The 14,941-nt window shown below is 64.6% G+C and carries 17 protein-coding genes and 1 tRNA gene; 9 read left to right on the top strand and 9 right to left on the bottom strand.

What is annotated here, in order from left to right; translation table 11 throughout:
- Window positions 1-80 precede the first annotated feature (80 nt).
- The gene (loiP, locus tag G4G71_RS19455; protein ID WP_169939604.1) at window positions 81-842 is read left to right on the top strand and encodes a metalloprotease LoiP; all 762 of its coding nucleotides are present in this window, start codon (window positions 81-83) and stop codon (window positions 840-842) included.
- 34 nt (window positions 843-876) lie between these two features.
- On the opposite strand, the gene G4G71_RS19460 is transcribed toward loiP, so the two are convergent.
- From G4G71_RS19460 to G4G71_RS19470, 3 genes are all read right to left on the bottom strand, one after another.
- Window positions 877-2,097, bottom strand: coding sequence for a winged helix-turn-helix domain-containing protein (locus G4G71_RS19460; RefSeq protein ID WP_169939605.1), 1,221 nt, complete (start codon window positions 2,095-2,097; stop codon window positions 877-879).
- Between the two features lie 60 nt (window positions 2,098-2,157).
- Window positions 2,158-2,628 (bottom strand): DUF3291 domain-containing protein, encoded by a 471-nt coding sequence (locus G4G71_RS19465; RefSeq protein ID WP_169939606.1) that lies wholly within the window; start codon window positions 2,626-2,628, stop codon window positions 2,158-2,160.
- Window positions 2,629-2,703: 75 nt separating this feature from the next.
- Window positions 2,704-2,934 (bottom strand): DUF1127 domain-containing protein, encoded by a 231-nt coding sequence (locus G4G71_RS19470; RefSeq protein ID WP_169939607.1) that lies wholly within the window; start codon window positions 2,932-2,934, stop codon window positions 2,704-2,706.
- Between the two features lie 96 nt (window positions 2,935-3,030).
- Between G4G71_RS19470 and G4G71_RS19475 the strand changes: the two genes are divergently transcribed.
- A complete protein-coding gene (locus G4G71_RS19475) occupies window positions 3,031-3,882 on the top strand; it encodes a LysR family transcriptional regulator (RefSeq protein WP_024764539.1) in 852 nt (283 codons plus the stop codon).
- Window positions 3,883-3,900: 18 nt separating this feature from the next.
- On the opposite strand, the gene G4G71_RS19480 is transcribed toward G4G71_RS19475, so the two are convergent.
- A complete protein-coding gene (locus tag G4G71_RS19480; protein ID WP_054909686.1) occupies window positions 3,901-4,647 on the bottom strand; it encodes a sulfite exporter TauE/SafE family protein in 747 nt (248 codons plus the stop codon).
- A gap of 105 nt (window positions 4,648-4,752) precedes the next feature.
- Here G4G71_RS19480 and G4G71_RS19485 point away from each other — a divergent pair, with 105 nt between their 5' ends.
- The 3 genes from G4G71_RS19485 to G4G71_RS19495 all read left to right on the top strand — a co-directional run bounded on the left by G4G71_RS19485 (window position 4,753) and on the right by G4G71_RS19495 (window position 6,822).
- The gene (locus G4G71_RS19485) at window positions 4,753-5,709 is read left to right on the top strand and encodes a LysR family transcriptional regulator (protein ID WP_169939608.1); all 957 of its coding nucleotides are present in this window, start codon (window positions 4,753-4,755) and stop codon (window positions 5,707-5,709) included.
- Window positions 5,710-5,771: 62 nt separating this feature from the next.
- Window positions 5,772-6,221, top strand: a complete 450-nt coding sequence (locus tag G4G71_RS19490) for a MarR family winged helix-turn-helix transcriptional regulator (RefSeq protein WP_169939609.1) — start codon at window positions 5,772-5,774, stop codon at window positions 6,219-6,221.
- Window positions 6,222-6,393: 172 nt separating this feature from the next.
- Window positions 6,394-6,822: an organic hydroperoxide resistance protein gene (locus G4G71_RS19495; RefSeq protein ID WP_054909689.1), complete on the top strand. Its 429-nt coding sequence runs from the start codon at window positions 6,394-6,396 to the stop codon at window positions 6,820-6,822.
- A 78-nt stretch (window positions 6,823-6,900) separates the two neighbouring features.
- Here the strand turns inward: G4G71_RS19495 and efp are convergent, their stop codons facing one another.
- A complete protein-coding gene (efp, locus tag G4G71_RS19500) occupies window positions 6,901-7,467 on the bottom strand; it encodes an elongation factor P (protein ID WP_045211459.1) in 567 nt (188 codons plus the stop codon).
- A gap of 42 nt (window positions 7,468-7,509) precedes the next feature.
- Window positions 7,510-8,637 (bottom strand): elongation factor P maturation arginine rhamnosyltransferase EarP, encoded by a 1,128-nt coding sequence (gene earP, locus G4G71_RS19505; RefSeq protein WP_169939610.1) that lies wholly within the window; start codon window positions 8,635-8,637, stop codon window positions 7,510-7,512.
- Window positions 8,638-8,798: 161 nt separating this feature from the next.
- Between earP and G4G71_RS19510 the strand changes: the two genes are divergently transcribed.
- Both G4G71_RS19510 and oprI read left to right on the top strand, forming a co-directional pair.
- Window positions 8,799-8,888, top strand: a tRNA-Ser gene (locus tag G4G71_RS19510).
- A 412-nt stretch (window positions 8,889-9,300) separates the two neighbouring features.
- The gene (oprI, locus tag G4G71_RS19515) at window positions 9,301-9,552 is read left to right on the top strand and encodes an outer membrane lipoprotei OprI (RefSeq protein WP_017517003.1); all 252 of its coding nucleotides are present in this window, start codon (window positions 9,301-9,303) and stop codon (window positions 9,550-9,552) included.
- A 119-nt stretch (window positions 9,553-9,671) separates the two neighbouring features.
- Here oprI and G4G71_RS19520 read toward each other — a convergent pair whose 3' ends face one another.
- The 3 genes from G4G71_RS19520 to G4G71_RS19530 form a co-directional block, all read right to left on the bottom strand.
- The gene (locus G4G71_RS19520) at window positions 9,672-10,655 is read right to left on the bottom strand and encodes a L,D-transpeptidase family protein (protein WP_169939611.1); all 984 of its coding nucleotides are present in this window, start codon (window positions 10,653-10,655) and stop codon (window positions 9,672-9,674) included.
- A gap of 73 nt (window positions 10,656-10,728) precedes the next feature.
- Window positions 10,729-11,007: a hypothetical protein gene (locus tag G4G71_RS19525; protein WP_045211467.1), complete on the bottom strand. Its 279-nt coding sequence runs from the start codon at window positions 11,005-11,007 to the stop codon at window positions 10,729-10,731.
- A gap of 87 nt (window positions 11,008-11,094) precedes the next feature.
- Window positions 11,095-11,700 carry an arylesterase gene (locus tag G4G71_RS19530; RefSeq protein WP_169939612.1) on the bottom strand — a complete coding sequence of 202 codons (606 nt, stop codon included), beginning with the start codon at window positions 11,698-11,700 and terminating at the stop codon, window positions 11,095-11,097.
- A gap of 10 nt (window positions 11,701-11,710) precedes the next feature.
- On the opposite strand from G4G71_RS19530, the gene G4G71_RS19535 reads away from it, so the two are divergent.
- Together G4G71_RS19535 and G4G71_RS19540 are read left to right on the top strand one after the other, a co-directional pair.
- Window positions 11,711-12,394: an ABC transporter ATP-binding protein gene (locus tag G4G71_RS19535; protein ID WP_024764531.1), complete on the top strand. Its 684-nt coding sequence runs from the start codon at window positions 11,711-11,713 to the stop codon at window positions 12,392-12,394.
- A 13-nt stretch (window positions 12,395-12,407) separates the two neighbouring features.
- Complete coding sequence (locus tag G4G71_RS19540) at window positions 12,408-14,909, top strand: ABC transporter permease (RefSeq protein ID WP_169939613.1); 2,502 nt, start codon at window positions 12,408-12,410, stop codon at window positions 14,907-14,909.
- Window positions 14,910-14,941 lie beyond the last annotated feature (32 nt).

The following is a 14,941-nucleotide window of genomic DNA, read 5'->3' on the forward strand; positions in this document are numbered from 1 at the left end:
GTAACCGGGCGCCTACCTAGAGTGGCGCCCCGCGCGGCAGCCGCCGCGCCATGGAAACCGCCAACCAAGGAAGATTCCCGATGCAACTGCACCGCTCCCTCCTCGCCCTGCTGATCGGCGCCAGCGCCGCGCTCTCCGGCTGCCAGAACATGAACACCGACAGCCTCGTGCAGTCGGGCATGATGGCCATGAAGGCCGCCACCCTCAGCGATGCCGAGATCAAGCAGGTCGCCGACGAAGCCTGTGCCAAGCAGGATGCCGAAGCCCAGATCGCCCCGGCCTCCAGCCCCTACGCACAGCGCCTGGACAAGATCGCCGCCGCCCTGGGCAACCCGCTGACCGGCACCTCGATCAACTACAAGGTCTACCTCACCGAAGACATCAACGCCTTCGCCATGGCCAACGGCTGCGTGCGCGTCTACTCCGGCCTGATGGACCTGATGAACGACAACGAAGTGGAAGGCGTGCTCGGCCACGAGATCGGCCACGTCGCCCTCGGCCACGTGAAGAAGGCCACCCAAACGGCCTACGCAACCGCCGCCGCCCGCGGTGCCGTTGCGGCTTCGGGGAATGCTACCGTCGCAGCCCTGTCGCAATCGCAGCTGGGTGAAATCGGTGAAGCGCTGGTCAACGCGCAGTTCTCCCAGTCCCAGGAGTCGGCGGCCGACGATTACTCCTTCGACCTGCTGAAGAAGCGCGGCATCGACCTCAATGGCCTGGCCAGCGCCTTCGACAAGCTGGCCAAGCTCAGCGGCGGCCAGGAGAGCAGCATGTTCGACTCCCACCCCGGCTCGCAGCAGCGTGCGGACCACATCCGCAAACGCATCGCCAGCGGCAAGTGATCACGGACGGGCCTCTGCAGAGGCCCGTTTCGTTTCAGGCTTGCGCCAGCAGCCCCTGCAGACGCTCGCCCGAGGGCCGCTGGCAGTTCACTGCCACCCGTTCGAGCCCCAGCCAGCGCGCCATCTCGTTCAATTGCTGCGCCAACGCGGCGTGGCCCTCTTCACCCAATCCCTTTTCCTCTTCGTGGACGGCATGCACCACCAGCTTTCCCGCGGCGCGATCGGAGCGCAGGTCGACCCGCGCGGCCAGGTGCTCGTTGAACAGGAAAGGCAGCACGTAGTAGCCGTAAACGCGCTTGTGCTGCGGCGTGTAGATCTCCAGGCGATAACGAAAATCGAACAGCCGCTCAGTGCGGGCGCGCTCCCAGACCAGTGAATCGAAGGGCGAAAGCAAGGCGCTGGCGCGCACCTTGCGCGGAATGACCGGATCCGCCAGGCAATAGGCCGGCGCCTGCCAGCCCTGAACCTGTACGACCAGCAGATCGCCCGCCTCCACCAACTCTGCCAGCCGCGCCTTGCTGTCCGCGGGGTCCAGGCGGAAATAATCACGCAGGTCCTTCTCGGTGGCCACACCCAGCGCCTGCGCCGAATGCAGCAGCAATTGACGCTGCGCCTCGGCTTCGTCCAGCTCGGGCTGAGCCAGCAGGGCCGACGGCAACACGCGCTCAGGCAGATCATAGAGCCGCTCGAATCCCTTCCGCCCGGCGACCGTCACTTCGCCCGCGGCGAACAGCCATTCCAGCGCATGTTTCTCCTCGCTCCAGTCCCACCAGGGGCCGGCACGTTCCTCGCGGGTAGTCAGGCTGCCGGCACCCAGCGCGCCTTGCTCGCGAACGGCATCGAGCACCCGCTGGATCACCCCCTGCCGCTCACGCCCGAAGCGCGCCAGTTGCTGATAAATTCCCCGACCTTCAGCGGCACGGCGCATACGCCAGCGCATTAGCGGATACAGCTCCAGCGGCAGCAGCGAGGCTTCGTGCCCCCAGTATTCGAACAGGCGACGATGCCGCCCGCCGCTCCAGGCCGCCTCTTCCAGCAGCGTCGGCGAGTAGTTGCCCAGGCGCGAGAACAACGGCAGGTAATGCGAGCGCACCAGCGCGTTCACCGAATCGATCTGCAGCACACCCAGGCGCTCCAGCAGGCTGCGCACATGGCGGCGCTGCACCTCGCCGCCGGGCCTGCGCAGGGCAAAGCCCTGGGCGGCCAGGGCCAGGCGTCGGGCTTGCTTGAGGGACAGGGATTCTACGGTCGGCATCGTGGACTCCAGGACGGGGCAAGCCCTAGAGCCTAACGCCTATTGCTGCGCCTGGCTGCATCAGGCCGGCTCGGCCAGCGATCCGGGCACCGGGAATGGTCGGGCGAAAGTGAAGACCTCCGCCGAAGGGCCCTCCAGCTGCAGCCGCTCCAGGCGTTCGCGGGCCATCTGCACGTCCGGCAGGTCGCCTGCGGGCAACCACCAGAGCGCCAGGCTCGGCGAAGACAGGCGCTCCATCCAGTCACGCTTGCTGCGCAGCACCTGCAGGTGCTCGCCGCTGTAGACGTACTCCTTCAACGCCTCCACGGACTCCCAGACGGACAGGTTGACGATGATCAGCGGGTCGTCGAAGACGCGGATGGAGGTGGCATCGCCCTCCTCCGTCTGCAGGCGCCAGACGAAACCCGCGCTGCGCTCGGCAAGGGCATTGATATGGTCGAGCTGGTCAACGAATCCCTTCATCAGGGGATGATCCAGCGGGGCGCGGGCCTTGGCGATGTTGACCTGGGCGAGGTGGTAATGCGTGGACATGGGCTTCCTTGTCATGGCGCTGATCAGACTTGCAAGAGCGGGCGACACGGTGAGGGTCCGTGCCGCCCGGCAGGCTCAACGACGAACATAGTCGGCCCAGAACGGGCGCTCGACTTCCTGCTGGATATCGGCGCGACTCAGGCCGATGTCCTTGAGCGCTTCATCGCTCATGGTCGCCAGCTCACGGCGCTGGCGGGCCAGTTCGTGCCAATGCAGGACACGTTGCACGGCGCGCTTCCACAGCGGTACGGCCGCGATTTTGTGAACATGGTAGGACGCTGCTACGAAACCGATTTGACCTTTCATCTTGCTTCCTCCCTGTGGGGTTGGATGCAGTTTCCTGCTCGCGCTAAGATCAATCCAACGAATCATTCTTATGCAACCCATCTCGGAGATTGATGAATGAGCAGCTTCCCCAGCATCGACAGCGAACTGCTGCGCACCTTCGTCGCCATTGCCGACCACGGCGGCTTCACCCGCGCCGCCGAGATGGTCAACCGCACCCAGTCGGCGGTGAGCATGCAGATGAAACGGCTGGAGGAAGACGTGCTGGAACGCAGCCTGTTCGAGCGCGACGGCCGCCAGGTGCGCCTGACGCCGGAAGGCCAGATCCTGCTGGGCTACGCGCGGCGCATCCTGCGGTTGCAGGGCGAGGTGTTCAACACCTTCCGCCAGCCGCACATGGTCGGCTCGGTGAAGATCGGCACCCCGGACGACTATGTGATGCGCTTCCTGCCCAGCATCCTCTCGCGCTTCGCCGAGGCCTACCCGCTGGTGCAGGTCGAGGTGCATTGCGACTCGTCGGCGCAACTGCTGATGCGCAACGACCTCGACCTGTCCATCGTCACCCGCGAGCCGGGCACCGAGATCGGCCAGCTGCTGCGCCAGGAAGACTTCGTCTGGATGGCCGCCGAGAGCTTCTGCCCGCAGGACCAGCGCCCGCTGCCACTGGCGATGTTCAACACCGCCTGCTTCTGCCGCGCCTGGGCCTGCAATGCCCTGGAGGCGATGGAAGTGGACTACCGCATCGCCTACAGCAGCCCGAGCCTGTCGGCCCTGTTCGCCGTGGCCAATGCCGGACTGGCGGTGACCGCGCAGCTGCGCAGCCTGCTGACCGGCAACCTGCGCATCATCGGCGAAGACGAAGGGCTACCGGTGCTGCCCAACGCCAGCATCGTGCTGCTGCGTGGACAGAAGATGACGCCGGTGACCGACAAGCTCGCCGAGTACATAGTCGAGGGGTTCAAGTCCTGACTATCAACACGCTGGGACTCAGCGCACCGCCAGCAGCACTGCGCAGACGATCAGGAAGGCACTGAAGGCCATGCGCAGCTGACGTTCGGGCAACGCGTGGGCCAGCCGCACGCCCCAGGAAATGCTCACCAGGCCGCCCAGCGCCAGCGCGCTGCCCATGCGCCAGTCCACGTGGCCGTGCACCGCGTAGGTTGCCAGCGCCACGCCCGTGCTGGGCGCCGCCAGCGCCAGCGCGAGGCCTTGGGCAATCACCTGGGTCAGGCCGAACACCGAGGTCAGCACCGGCGTCGCCAGAACGCCACCGCCCACACCAAACAGGCCACCCAGCGATCCAGCCCCCAGCCCCAGCACGCCCATCCACGGCAGGCCGTAGCGCGGCGTGCTGCCACCCTGCGGCACACGCTGGAACAGGCGCACCAGCAGGTACAGCGCCAACAGCACCAGGAAAACCACGAAGGCCGTGCGCATGCTGCGGGCATCCAAGTTGACGGCAATGCTGGAAGCGAAGAACGCGCAGACCAGGCCAGTCAGTGCCAGCACGCCGGCCTGGGCGAAGTCGATGCGATTGCGCTGGTGGTAACGCCAGATGGCCAGCAGCACGTTCGGCACCACCATCACCAGCGCGGTGCCCTGCGCCAGTTGCTGGTCCAGCCCGAACAGCACACCCAGAGCCGGAATCGCCAGCAGCCCGCCACCGATACCGAACAGCCCGCCCAGGCTGCCCAGCACGACGCCGAGCAGAAAGTCCACGACCAGATCCCACATCACGCACCTCCACAACAGTGCGTCCATGCTAGAAAAGCCCGTCTGGATGGGAAACGCAAAGCGCTGCACAATGGCTTTGCCTTTCTTGCATAGCCAATGAATGCCATGACGCCCTCCAACCTCGAAGATCAGCTCGATCTCTACCTGGACGTGCTCGACAACGGCAGCTTTTCCGCTGCCGCCCGCCTGCGCCAGCTCACTCCTTCCGCCGTGGCGCGGCGCATGGATTCCCTGGAGCAGGGGCTGGGATCGACCCTGCTCGTGCGCAGCACCCACAACGTGCGCGCCACGCCGGCGGGGCTGGCCTTCGCCGAGCGGGCACGGCGGATCGTCAGCGAACTGCGTCAGGCGCGAGCGGAGGCCGTGTCCCTGAGCACCGCGCCGGAAGGCCTGATCCGCATCGACGCCCCGGTTCCTTTCGGTCGTCGCCATCTCGCGCCGGCGCTGGTCGACTTCCTCACTGCCAACCCCGGCCTGGACGTGCAACTGCGGTTGATCGACAGCTTCACCGACACCCGCGGGGAGAATCTCGGCCAGGTCGACCTGGTCCTGCGCATCGGCACGCTGCCCGACAGCCGCCTGGTCGCCACGCGCCTGGCGTCCATGCGGCGGATCGTCTGCGCCAGCCCCGCCTACCTGCAGCACCATGGCAGGCCTGCCTCCCCCCTGGAATTGCCGGAGCACATCGGCCTGGACTGGGAAGGCCTGGCCCCGGCACTGGCGTGGCGCTTCCTCATCGATGGCAGGCTGCAGCAGCTTCGGCCGCGCCGCTTGCGCATGACCGCCAATAATGCGGAAACACTGGTGGAAGGCGCGCTGCAGAGCATCGGCCTGGCGCACCTGCCGACATGGTTGTGCAGTGAGTACCTGATCAGCGGCCAGTTGCTGCCTCTGTTCTGCGAGAACGGCCTCCCCGAGCCTGAGCCAGGCGTCATCCACGCGCTGCGCCTGCAACGCGGCACCCACCCGCGCAGCGAACGACTGCTGGCGTTCCTGCTGAAACGCTTCGGTTTCCCTCCCCCCTGGGACACGGCACTGGAGGAAGCGCTGTTCAAGAATTAACCATCGCGCTAAATTAATGCGCAATCACCTCTTCGCCTCGAGCGCCCATCCGGGAGCACGCCATGACCAAGCCAGACCCGACCTGCGAAGCCCTCAAGCTGGATAACCAGCTGTGCTTCGCCCTCTACTCCACGTCCCTGCAGATGACCAAGGTGTACAAGCCCTTGCTGCAGGAACTGGGGCTCACCTACCCGCAGTACATCGCCATGCTGGTGCTCTGGGAAGAAGACGGCATCACCGTGGGCGAGATCAGCTCGCGCATGCTCACCGACCCCGGCTCGCTCACGCCGCTGCTCAAGCGGCTGGAAGCCGAAGGCCTGATCACCCGCACCCGCAGCCAGGCAGACGAGCGCGTCGTGCAGTTGCGCCTGACCGACAAGGGCCGGGAACTGCGCCGACAGGCGGAGCGCATTCCGGCCTGCATCCTGGCCAGCAGCGGTCTAACGTTGGACAGTCTGAAGCGACTCCAGGAGGAGCTCGTGGACCTGCGCGGGCATCTGCAAGCCCCGTGAATCGGGGCTTATGCCCAAGCTGCAGGTCACTTAGTCAGAAATCTTCCAATAATTATCTTGCGCACTAAATTAAATAGAACTAACTTTCATCTCACGAACTACTTAGCGCACAAGATATTAAGCAGCAAGACATTCTCAACCAGACTTACCTGACAGCGAACCGGAGACCACCATGCAAACCATCAAAGCCCTCTACACCGCCACCGCTACCGCCACCGGAGGCCGCGACGGCCGTGCCGTTTCCTCGGACGGCATCCTCGACGTGAAACTGACCACCCCGCGTGAACTGGGCGGCGCCGGTGGCGAAGCCACCAACCCGGAACAACTGTTCGCCGCTGGCTACTCGGCCTGCTTCATCGGCGCCATCAAGTTCGTCGCCAGCCAGAGCAAGAAACAGATTCCGGCGGACGCCTCGATCACCGGCAAGGTCGGCATCGGCCAGATCCCCGGCGGTTTCGGCCTGGAAGTCGAGCTGAACATCAACCTGCCGGGCCTGGACCAGGCCGAGGCTGAAGACCTGGTCGCCAAGGCCCACCAGGTCTGCCCCTACTCCAACGCCACCCGCGGCAACATCGATGTGCGCCTGAACGTCAGCGTCTGACACCAGCGCCGACAATCCAGAACGCCAGAAATGAAAAAGCCCGGCATCAGCCGGGCTTTTTTGTGTCTCGAATCAGGCTCAGGCCTTGACGCGGGACTTGTACTCGCCAGTGCGGGTATCGATTTCGATCGAGTCGCCGATTTCGCAGAAGGCGGAAACCTGGACTTCAGCACCGTTCTTCAGGCGAGCGGTCTTCATCACTTTACCGGAGGTGTCGCCACGGACAGCCGGCTCGGTGTAGACGATTTCGCGAACGATGGTGGTCGGCAGTTCAACGGAGATGACTTTCTCGTTGTAGAAGACGGCTTCGCAGACGTCGGTCATGCCGTCTTCGATGAAGGTCAGCACGCCTTCCAGATCGCCTTTCTCGATCTCGTACTGGTTGAACTCGGTGTCCATGAAGACATACAGCGGGTCCGCGAAGTAGGAGTAGGTCACTTCCTTGCGATCGAGGATGATCGGCTCCAGCTTGTCGTCGGCCTTGAACACGGTCTCGGTGCCGGCACCGGTCAGCAGGTTCTTCAGCTTCATCTTGACGACCGCGGAGTTACGGCCGGACTTGTTGAACTCGGCCTTCTGGATGACCCAGGGGGCGCCATTGATGTTGGCAACCTGGCCAGCGCGGAACTCTTGTGCGGTTTTCATACGATTATCCGATTGGATTGGAGACAAAAATCAGGGGCCATATCATAGCCAATTTGTATAAAAACGCACCAGCCCCGCAGCAAGATCGGTTTGTTCGGTCAGTCGCTGTTGCCAATTGCCAATCCACGCGGACCACTCCGGCAGCCGGCTTTCCAGCTTTCGCCAGGCTTCCCCGGCATCGCCCTGGCCGTTCCAGGCCATCCAGAACGCCATCAGCTCGGTCCGCAGCGGTTCGCTCATCCCGTCACCGAACAGAGCCAGGAAGGCCTGCAGCTTCTCCAGGTGAATATCGTCATCCTGCTGGTAGATGTGCCAGACGAATGGCCGCCCCGCCCACTGCGCCCGCACGAAGGAATCCTCACCACGCACCGCGTTGACATCGCAACTCCACAGGAGCGAGTCATAGTCTTCCTGGCGCACGAAGGGCAGCACCTGCAGGCGCAGGGCTCCGCGCTGGAACTGCTCCCCTGCTTTCAATGTTCTCTGCGCCCAGCGCTCGACATCGGCCAGCACCCTGCCCTCGGGCACCAGCAACAAAGTGCTGTCGGAGTTGGCGGCCAATGCGTCGAGCCAACTGCCCAGCGCGGCATTTTCATAGGCGAACAGGGAGATGCGCCGCTCATGGGCATGCGGGTGCACGCCAAGACTTTCGAGGAATCGAAGGCTGGCCGCCGGGTCGGCCTGGAACGCGTCGCGCCGGGCAATCAGATCGTTCTCGCGCAACAGCCCGCCGGTGGCCGGAGTGAAACCGGGGAAGTAGAAGTACTTCTGCAAACCGCTGACCTGCATCGATGGCAAGCCATGGCAGGACTCGACCCACGGCTCGGCGCTGAGATACTCCAGGTTCAGCCACAGTGGCGGCTGCCGGCGTTGCTTCATCGCTTCTATATAGGCAGGCGGCATTTCGCAGGCGAAGGCCTCGACCACCACATCCGCCACGTGAGAGTCCTGCCAGGGCTTCGGCCACAGGCGTACCTCCACACCGGATTGGCGCTGCGATTCGACCGCGCCATCGGCCGCCGGGCAGATGCGCACGAAGGCAGACAGATCGTCGACCCATAGCCGTACCTGCTGGCCATGTTCGCCGGCCAGTTGGCGAGCCAGTCTCCAGGTGACGCCGATATCGCCATAGTTGTCGACTACGCTGCAGAAAACGTCCCAGCTGGCCATGCGCTCTCCCGAGGATCAGAAGGCACCAGTGTACCCGCGATCCCGGCCGTGCTTCTTAAGCCGATGAATCCCTTGGGAAAAATTTTCAAAAAAGATTTGCCAAGGAGGAAACCTTTGAGTAAAGTGCGCGCCTCGACAGACACAGCGCTGTCGAGAAATCTGGTGAGGTGTCCGAGCGGTTGAAGGAGCACGCCTGGAAAGTGTGTATACGAGAAATCGTATCGAGGGTTCGAATCCCTCCCTCACCGCCAGATTCATGAAAAAGCCCGGCTAAGCAATTAGCCGGGCTTTTTCGTTTTCCCCTTCACACTTTCTTCACCTGTTGCGACCTAGTTGCAAGTTGTCAGTTGGACAAATGCACAACGGCGATTAAACAGTTGTTCGACCATTGTCGACAGTCATCTGAGAGCTTGGTTCCACAGGCCGGAAAGCGGCCTCGGAGCTTGCCTGACGCACTTTGGAAACACTCCTTTGCCAGATTGGACAGTTTTTGCCCAAATCGGCCTCGCACTACTGCGAAGAGCGACCTAACATGAAAAAAAAGTGCCGTACTTGCGCTTGGTCAGTTTACTTACTACAAGTAATGGGTACTATGTAGTCCGGCTAATTTCCCAGTCATGGGAGATTGCTTTTAATGGAAATGTCCACCTTAAGGGGAACACGATGAACAACGTTCTGAAATTCTCTGCTCTGGCTCTGGCTGCTGTTCTGGCCACCGGTTGCAGCAGCCACTCGAAAGAAACCGAAGCACGTCTGACCGCTACTGAAGACGCCGCTGCTCGCGCTCAAGCCCGTGCCGATGAAGCCTATCGCAAGGCTGACGAAGCTCTGGCCGCCGCTCAGAAAGCCCAGCAGACCGCTGACGAGGCTAACGAGCGCGCACTGCGTATGCTGGACAAAGCCAGCCGCAAGTAATAGATCTTCGGATCTGTTCGAAAAAACCGACCCTCCGGGGTCGGTTTTTTTATGCCCGCAAGAAAGTAGCAGGCAAGAAAAAGCCCGCTCGCGGCGGGCTCTTTCGCTGGAGCAGAAAGTTACTGCAGCGGCATCGCATCCTGGTCGACAGTCGCGGCAACCGACCCGCCCTGCTGCACTTGCTGCGGCTGGGCAATGGCAACCGGCAGGCCGTCTTCGGCGGCAACCACTTCACGCACCACGTTCCAGTCCATCTGCATCTGGCTGGCGATGTCTTCGCGCTTGAGCAGGGCGTTGATCACGGCGGTGTGCTTGTCGACGACCGACGGATCACCGTTGTCATCGATCGGCGCATGGGCCTCGAGGTAGATCTTGCCTTCGCTGCGACCGAACTTGTACGGCTCGTTGATGATGCGCACCTTGGTGCCCACCGGGATCATCGAGAACAGCTGGGTCACGTCCCAGTTGTACATGCGGAAGCAACCGTGACTGGTACGAGTACCGATGCCGAACTTCTTGTTCGAACCATGGATCAGGTAGCCGTGGAAGCCCAGGCTCATCTTGTACGGCCCCAGCGGGTTGTCCGGGCCCGGCGGCACCACGGTCGGCAGCGGATCACCATCGGCGGCGTGCTCGGCGCGGATCGACGCCGGCGGATACCAGGCCGGATCCTTGGTCTTGGCGATCACGCTGGTGCTGCCCACCGGCGAACCCCAGCCTTCACGACCGATACCCAGGGCGTAGGTGTAGACGACGTTCTTGTCCTTGGGGAAGTAGTACAGGCGGTATTCGGCGAGGTTGATCACCACGCCTTCGCGCGGGCCGGCCGGCAGCACGAAGCGGGTCGGAATGATGACCTCGGTGCCCACACCCGGCAGCCAGGCATCGACGCCCGGGTTGGCGGCGATCATCTCGGAGTAGCCGAGGCCGTATTTCTCGCCGAGGTCGGCGAAGGTGTCTTCGTACTTGGCCTTGATCACCTGGACCTGGCCGACGATATCGTCGCCCGGCGCCGGCAGCGGCAATTCAATGGCGGAAACAGGGCCGGCCGAGAGCAGCGCGGCGAGGGACAGCGAGCAGGCGGCAATGACGCGCGACAACATCCGAGGATCCTTGACGTGGGCAATGAGCAAAGGGTGATCAGTTTACCACCGCAAGCCCCGCCAACGGGAGATATCAGACGAGCCAGGAACTGCGCGCGCCGCGCTTTTCCTCTTCCAGTTGTTTCAGGCAGGCCGCGCAGATGCGCCGGTCGCGCAGCAGCGGCCTTTCGGCGCCGCGCCACAGAGGCTGCGCCGGCAGCAGGCTGCCGCACAAGGTGCGGTCGGCCGGGGTTCCCAGCTCCAGTTGGCGCGCAACCAGATGCACCCGCACTTCGCGGCAGGCGAACAGGTCCAGCTGCTCATCGGGTTCGATCAACTGGTAGGCGAAGAGGGTCCAGGCGGGGCGCGACATAGGGGGTTCCAGAAGGGTGCGCAAACATAGCCGAAAGGCCGGGCGCGGGGAAGCCTCGATTCAGTGGTTTATTACTGCAACCGCCTATCACAGCAAGGGTTTGAGTGTCGGCCACACGTTGTCGAGCAGTTTAGGCTGTGCCGCCACCGCCGGATGAATGCCATCGGCCTGCATCATGTCCTGCACACCTCCAACTCCCTCGAGGAAGAACGGTACCAGCGGAACCTTCTGCTCGCGCGCCACGCTGTCGAAGACCTTGGCGAATGCATCGGTATAGCGCTGCCCGTAGTTCGGCGGCAGGCGCATCCCCAGCAGGACGACCTTCGCGCCCGCCTGGCGCGACTGATCCACCATGGAGGCAAGATTCTGTTGCAATTGCGCCGGCGCCATCCCGCGCAGGCCATCGTTGCCACCCAATTCGATCACCACCAGCTTCGGCTTCTGCTCCGAAAGCAGCGCCGGCAGGCGCGCTAGGCCGCCTGCCGTGGTGTCGCCGGAGATCGACGCATTCACCACCTGGTAGTCGAAACCCTGCTCCTTCAGGCGCTTGTCCAGCAGGCTGACCCAGCCCAGGCTGGTATCCAGCCCCAAACCGGCGCTGATACTATCGCCGACGACCAACAGCGTCTGCGCCGCGGCCTGCTGCGTGATCAGAAGCAACGCCAGGCAGCCGCCCATTAGCCATGCACGCATCGGATTCTCCATGAGCGAAAGCATTCTCACCGCGCGGAACCTTAGCAAGGTTGTTTCCAGCGCGGAAGGCAAGCTGACCATCCTCCACGACCTCTCCCTCGACCTCTCCCGCGGCGACAGCCTCGCCATCGTCGGCAGTTCCGGCTCGGGCAAGTCCACCCTCCTCGGCCTACTGGCTGGGCTCGACCTGCCCAGCGGCGGCGAGATCGTCCTGCTCGGCCACACCCTCGGCAGCCTCGATGAGGACCAGCGCGCCCGCGTGCGTGCCGCTCATGTCGGCTTCGTCTTCCAGTCGTTCCAGCTGCTCGACAGCCTCAATGCGCTGGAGAACGTCATGCTGCCGCTGGAGCTCGATGGCCGGAAGGACGCCGGGCAGCGCGCCCGTGAACTGCTGGAGCGAGTCGGCCTCGGCCAGCGCCTCACCCACTACCCGCGCCAGCTCTCCGGCGGCGAGCAGCAGCGCGTCGCCATCGCCCGTGCCTTCGCCGCCGAGCCGGACGTGCTGTTTGCCGACGAGCCCACCGGCAACCTCGACACCCATACCGGCGAGCGCATCAGCGACCTGCTCTTCGAGCTGAACCGCGAGCGCGGCACCACCCTCGTCCTGGTAACCCACGACGAACGCCTCGCCCACCGCTGCCAGCGTCACATCCGCCTGGAAAGCGGCCACCTGATCGACCACGTCGAACCCTGACGGACGAGAGCCGATGAAGCCACTGTCGCTGCCCAACCTGTTCCGCCTGTCCCTGCGCCAGCTATGGCGCGAAGGGCGCAGCGGCGAACTGCGCGTGCTGTTCTTCGCCCTGCTGGTGGCGGTGGCGGCCAGCTCCGCCATCGGCTATTTCAGCGCACGCCTGAACGGCGCGATGCTGGTGCGCGCCGCCGAATTCCTCGGCGCCGACCTGGTACTTACCGGCACCCAGCCCGCGAGCCAGGAGCAGATCGACAGCGGCCTCAAGCTCGGCCTGCAACACGCGCAGAGCGTCGAGTTCTCCAGCGTGGTAGCCACCGACAACGGCATCCAGCTGAGCAGCGTGAAGGCCGTCGGCGACAGCTACCCCTTGCGCGGCCAACTGAAAAGCGCACCCGCGCCATTGCAGCCGGAAGTCGAAGGCGGACGCCCGGCAGCGGGTGATATCTGGGTCGAGTCGCGCCTGCTGGCGAGCCTCGACCTGAAGATCGGCGACAGCGTCGACATCGGCCGCAAATCCCTGCGTATCGCCCGCGTACTGACCTATGAACCGGACCGCGCCGGCGACTTCTACAGCCTTACCCCGCGCGTGATGATGAGCCTGCAGGACCTGGACGCCACCGGCGTGGTGCAACCCGGCAGCCGGGTGCGCTACCGCGACCTGTGGGGCGGCCCGCACGATGCCTTGCAGGCCTATCGTCAGGCCACCCGCAACGCACTGGCCGCCAACCAGGAACTGCAGGACGCGCACCACGGCAACCGGCAGATCGGCGATGCCCTGGGCCGCGCCGAGCGCTACCTCAACCTTGCCAGCCTCGCCGCCGTGCTGCTCGCCGGCGTGGCGGTAGCGCTGTCTGCCAACCGCTTTGCCACCCGACGCTTCGACGCCAGCGCGCTGTTGCGCTGCCTGGGACTGTCGCGCCGCGAAGCGCTGCTGCTGTATGGCAGCCAGTTGTTCGTGCTGGGCGTGGTGGCCAGCCTCTTCGGCGCCATCCTGGGTTGGCTGGCACAACTCGGCCTGATGCACCTGCTGGGCAACCTGCTGCCGCCGGAAATCCCCGACGCCGGCATCGTCCCGGCGCTCGCCGGCATTGCTACCGGGCTGGTCGCACTGGCCGGCTTCGCCCTTCCACCGCTGGCTGCCCTTGGCCGCGTACCGCCACTGCGAGTGCTGCGCAGCGACCTGCTTCCAGTACCGATGCGCACCTGGATGGCCTACGGCTGCGCCCTGCTCGCCCTCGGCCTGATCATGTGGCGGCTGAGCCTGGACGTGAAACTCACCCTCGCCCTGCTTGGCGGCGGCGCCATCGCCGCGGTGATTCTCGGCTTCATCCTGCTGCTCGCCCTGCGCGGCCTGCGCAGCGCGCTGCAAGGGGCCAGCCTGCCGTGGCGTCTGGGCCTCGGCCAATTGCTGCGCTACCCGCTGGCCGCCGCCGGGCAGAGCCTCGCCTTCGGCCTGATCCTGCTGGCCATGGCGCTGATCGCCCTGCTGCGTGGCGAGTTGCTGGATACCTGGCATTCGCAGCTGCCGCCCAATGCACCGAATCATTTCGCCCTGAATATCCTGCCGGCCGAGAAGGACGGCTTCGAGCAGCGGGTGAAGGCGCTGTCGCCCAATGCCGAAGACCTTTTCCCCATGGTGCCCGGCCGCCTGGTGGCGGTGAACGGCAAGCCCGTCCACGCGATGAACGAGGACATCCGCAGCGAGCGCGCCCTGCAACGCGACCTGGGGCTGACCTGGTCCGCACGCCTGCCCGCAGGCAATCAGATAGTCGCCGGCGAGTGGTGGGCGGCAGGCGAGAAGAGCGAACTGCCGGGCGTCTCGGTGGAAGAAAAGCTCGCCGGCAACCTCGGCCTGAAGGTCGGCGACCACCTGAGTTTCACCGTCGCCGGGCAGACCCGCGAGGCACAGATCCGCAGCCTGCGTTCGGTGAAGTGGGACAACTTCCAGCCCAACTTCTTCATGGTCTTCGAGCCGGGCATCCTGACCGACCTGCCGGTGACCTACCTGACCAGCTTCTATCTGCCGGCCAGCCAGGAGCGCCAGCTGATCGAACTGGCCCGCGCCTACCCCACCGTCACTCTGCTGCCGGTGGACGCGCTGCTTGCGCAGCTGCGCAGCATCCTCGACCAGGTGACGCTGGCCGTGGAGTACGTGCTGGTATTCGTCCTTGCCGCCGGCTTCGTGGTGCTGTTCGCCGGGCTGCAGGCGACGCTCGACGAGCGCCTGCGCCAGGGTGCGCTGCTGCGCGCCCTGGGTGCCGAACGCAGCCTGCTGATGCGCACGCGGCGCAGCGAGTTCGCCCTGCTCGGCGCGGTCAGCGGCCTGCTGGCGGCATTGGGCTGCGAGCTGATCAGCTACCTGCTCTACCGGCTGGTGTTCGACCTGCCGTGGAGCCCGCATCCCTGGTTGCTGGCACTGCCGCTACTGGGGGCGCTGCTGGTGGGGGGCGCCGGGCTGCTGGGGACGCGCCGCGCGCTCAACGTGAGCCCGTTGCGCCTGCTGCGCGAGAGCTGATCGGGTAGACTCGCCCGATCACTTTTGCCGCC

The sequence above is a fragment of the Pseudomonas multiresinivorans genome (genome assembly GCF_012971725.1).
In the GTDB taxonomy this organism is placed as follows: Bacteria; Pseudomonadota; Gammaproteobacteria; order Pseudomonadales; family Pseudomonadaceae; genus Pseudomonas; species Pseudomonas multiresinivorans.

What these genes read in the sequence shown, in the direction of transcription:
- loiP (WP_169939604.1), top strand. Translation starts at nt 81, where the DNA reads ATGCAACTGCACCGCTCCCTCCTCGCCCTGCTGATCGGCGCCAGCGCC.
- G4G71_RS19460 (WP_169939605.1), bottom strand. Translation starts at nt 2,097, where the DNA reads ATGCCGACCGTAGAATCCCTGTCCCTCAAGCAAGCCCGACGCCTGGCC.
- G4G71_RS19465 (WP_169939606.1), bottom strand. Translation starts at nt 2,628, where the DNA reads ATGTCCACGCATTACCACCTCGCCCAGGTCAACATCGCCAAGGCCCGC.
- G4G71_RS19470 (WP_169939607.1), bottom strand. Translation starts at nt 2,934, where the DNA reads ATGAAAGGTCAAATCGGTTTCGTAGCAGCGTCCTACCATGTTCACAAA.
- G4G71_RS19475 (WP_024764539.1), top strand. Translation starts at nt 3,031, where the DNA reads ATGAGCAGCTTCCCCAGCATCGACAGCGAACTGCTGCGCACCTTCGTC.
- G4G71_RS19480 (WP_054909686.1), bottom strand. Translation starts at nt 4,647, where the DNA reads ATGTGGGATCTGGTCGTGGACTTTCTGCTCGGCGTCGTGCTGGGCAGC.
- G4G71_RS19485 (WP_169939608.1), top strand. Translation starts at nt 4,753, where the DNA reads ATGACGCCCTCCAACCTCGAAGATCAGCTCGATCTCTACCTGGACGTG.
- G4G71_RS19490 (WP_169939609.1), top strand. Translation starts at nt 5,772, where the DNA reads ATGACCAAGCCAGACCCGACCTGCGAAGCCCTCAAGCTGGATAACCAG.
- G4G71_RS19495 (WP_054909689.1), top strand. Translation starts at nt 6,394, where the DNA reads ATGCAAACCATCAAAGCCCTCTACACCGCCACCGCTACCGCCACCGGA.
- efp (WP_045211459.1), bottom strand. Translation starts at nt 7,467, where the DNA reads ATGAAAACCGCACAAGAGTTCCGCGCTGGCCAGGTTGCCAACATCAAT.
- earP (WP_169939610.1), bottom strand. Translation starts at nt 8,637, where the DNA reads ATGGCCAGCTGGGACGTTTTCTGCAGCGTAGTCGACAACTATGGCGAT.
- oprI (WP_017517003.1), top strand. Translation starts at nt 9,301, where the DNA reads ATGAACAACGTTCTGAAATTCTCTGCTCTGGCTCTGGCTGCTGTTCTG.
- G4G71_RS19520 (WP_169939611.1), bottom strand. Translation starts at nt 10,655, where the DNA reads ATGTTGTCGCGCGTCATTGCCGCCTGCTCGCTGTCCCTCGCCGCGCTG.
- G4G71_RS19525 (WP_045211467.1), bottom strand. Translation starts at nt 11,007, where the DNA reads ATGTCGCGCCCCGCCTGGACCCTCTTCGCCTACCAGTTGATCGAACCC.
- G4G71_RS19530 (WP_169939612.1), bottom strand. Translation starts at nt 11,700, where the DNA reads ATGCGTGCATGGCTAATGGGCGGCTGCCTGGCGTTGCTTCTGATCACG.
- G4G71_RS19535 (WP_024764531.1), top strand. Translation starts at nt 11,711, where the DNA reads ATGAGCGAAAGCATTCTCACCGCGCGGAACCTTAGCAAGGTTGTTTCC.
- G4G71_RS19540 (WP_169939613.1), top strand. Translation starts at nt 12,408, where the DNA reads ATGAAGCCACTGTCGCTGCCCAACCTGTTCCGCCTGTCCCTGCGCCAG.